Annotated in this window: 3 protein-coding genes; 2 read left to right on the top strand and 1 reads right to left on the bottom strand. The window is 30.6% G+C overall.

The genetic code is table 11. From position 1 onward, the window contains the following. Window positions 1-268: 268 nt before the first annotated feature. A complete protein-coding gene (locus tag ACW2QF_RS19795; protein WP_455717736.1) occupies window positions 269-451 on the bottom strand; it encodes a hypothetical protein in 183 nt (60 codons plus the stop codon). Window positions 452-853: 402 nt separating this feature from the next. Between ACW2QF_RS19795 and ACW2QF_RS19790 the strand changes: the two genes are divergently transcribed. Both ACW2QF_RS19790 and ACW2QF_RS19785 read left to right on the top strand, forming a co-directional pair. After that, window positions 854-1288, top strand: coding sequence for a MarR family winged helix-turn-helix transcriptional regulator (locus ACW2QF_RS19790; RefSeq protein ID WP_455717735.1), 435 nt, complete (start codon window positions 854-856; stop codon window positions 1286-1288). A 9-nt stretch (window positions 1289-1297) separates the two neighbouring features. Beyond that, window positions 1298-1831, top strand: coding sequence for a glutathione peroxidase (locus ACW2QF_RS19785; RefSeq protein ID WP_455717737.1), 534 nt, complete (start codon window positions 1298-1300; stop codon window positions 1829-1831). Window positions 1832-2071: the final 240 nt, after the last annotated feature.

The raw sequence follows: 2071 nt of genomic DNA, 5'->3' as shown, positions 1-2071 counted from the left end.
CTGTGATTGGTTGTACGATTCTAGAATCTTTAGTGTATATGGACGGAGGAAAACTGTTATTCAGTTTTAATTTTGATATAGTAATTCAAATGTTGTGTATTATGTTGATTTTCTGTATGTCATTAATACCTGTGATCAAGAAAATATGCAATAAGCAAATTCTGTCGCAGTAAGTTCTAATTTATAATAACGATATAGATAAAAGAAAAATGTTACACAGGTAATAATTTACTTGTGCAACATTTTTTTTCAGTACATTTAGAGTATATTATTCTGCTTCTTCATCTTTCTTCACATTACTTGTACCAAATTTATGACCTGTGGAAGTTGGAAATGCATCAGGACTAGTGTAGTTATTAGTATTATCATTAGTGCTAGTATCATTGATTATAGAATTACCATTTCCTTTACCTGCATTTTTATTACTTACATTTGAGTTATCATCGCTCATAATTATACCTCTTTCTGATTATTATTATGATATACCTTGACTTACAGGTTTATTGTTTACGATTCGAAATGAAATATACTTTTATTCTCAAACTTCGCACTAGAAGATTTCGAGGAGTAGCTAACTGCTATATGCACGAAAACCCCGATCTCCCTTAGATTCGCACGGAGTAGTACTAAGATTTCGCGTAGCGAAATCAAATGCTGACATGTTCAGATAGTTTTTTTATGAATATTGTAATACCTATTCGATATAATTTCTTAAATGAGAAGTTTGAATTTTGAAAAGATAAAAATACAAAAAAATAAATTTAACATTGACAATAGAAATTAATGGTAATATAATAAAGGTAGATTCATTGAATTAAATTAAATTGAACAAAATTAATTTAGGTAGGTATCCATGGATAAATATGAAAAAATTAAATTAGAGAATCAATTGTGTTTTTCACTATATGCTGCTTCAAGGGAAGTGATTAAGTTGTATAAGCCACTCCTTGATAAATATGGTCTCACATATACGCAGTATATTGCCATGATAGTTGTTTGGGAGCATGAGAAAATAACAGTGAAAGAAATGGGACAGAAATTACACTTAGACTCAGGGACTCTTACCCCTGTATTAAAGAAGTTAGAATCAATGGATTTAATAACTAAATATAGAGATAAGAATGATGATAGAGTAGTTATAGTAGAACTAATTGAAAAAGGGAGATCTTTAAAAGAAGAGATCCTTGATGTTCCAAATCAGATTTTTTGTATGATTGGAGCAGACAACGAAGAAATTGTAGCTCTAAAAGAGATGTTGGATCAATTATTAACAAAGTTTAAAAAGTAAAGGAGAATTATTATGATTTATGATTTTAAAGTAAAAGCAACAAATGGAGAAGAGGTATCACTAGAAAAATATAAAGGTAAGGTAGTTTTAGTAGTAAATACAGCTACTGGCTGCGGATTTACACCACAATACGAAGGACTAGAAAAGCTTTATGAAAACTATAAAGATAAGGGCCTTGAAATATTAGATTTCCCATGTAACCAGTTCTTTGAACAAGCTCCAGGTAGCAACGATGAGCTATCAAGTTTCTGTAAATTAAAATATGGAACAACTTTTGAAACTTTTGCAAAGATTGATGTAAATGGTGAGAATGCACATGATTTATATAAATATTTAAAGAAAGAGGCATCTCAAGCTAATGAAGATGAAGCATCTGAAGCTTTCTATGATAAGCTAAAAGGCTTAGGATTTACAACTTCAGGTGATGATATTAAGTGGAATTTTACTAAGTTCTTAATCGATAGAAATGGTAAGGTTGTTGCAAGATTCGCACCTACAGTTGAACCAGAGAAAATAGCGGAAGCAGTTGAAAAATTATTATAATATATAGGATGAAGGCTACCGATTGCTAAAAGGTAGCCTTTCTTAATTAGTAAAGGCATAACGTACAATTTATAAATACGTCAATTATTGTAACCTCCTCGTGACTATTTGTTATACGAAACAAGGAGGTTTTTTTATAACTTACTCAAACTTTGCACTTGAAGATTTAGAGTAGTAGGTAATTACTATATTCAACGAAAAACCCGCTCTCGCTTAGCTTCACACGTAGCAGTACTAAGA

It is taken from the genome of Anaerosporobacter sp. (assembly GCF_965301125.1).
Note: the sequence above shows the minus strand (reverse complement) of the source record. Positions and strands in the feature narration are given on the sequence as shown.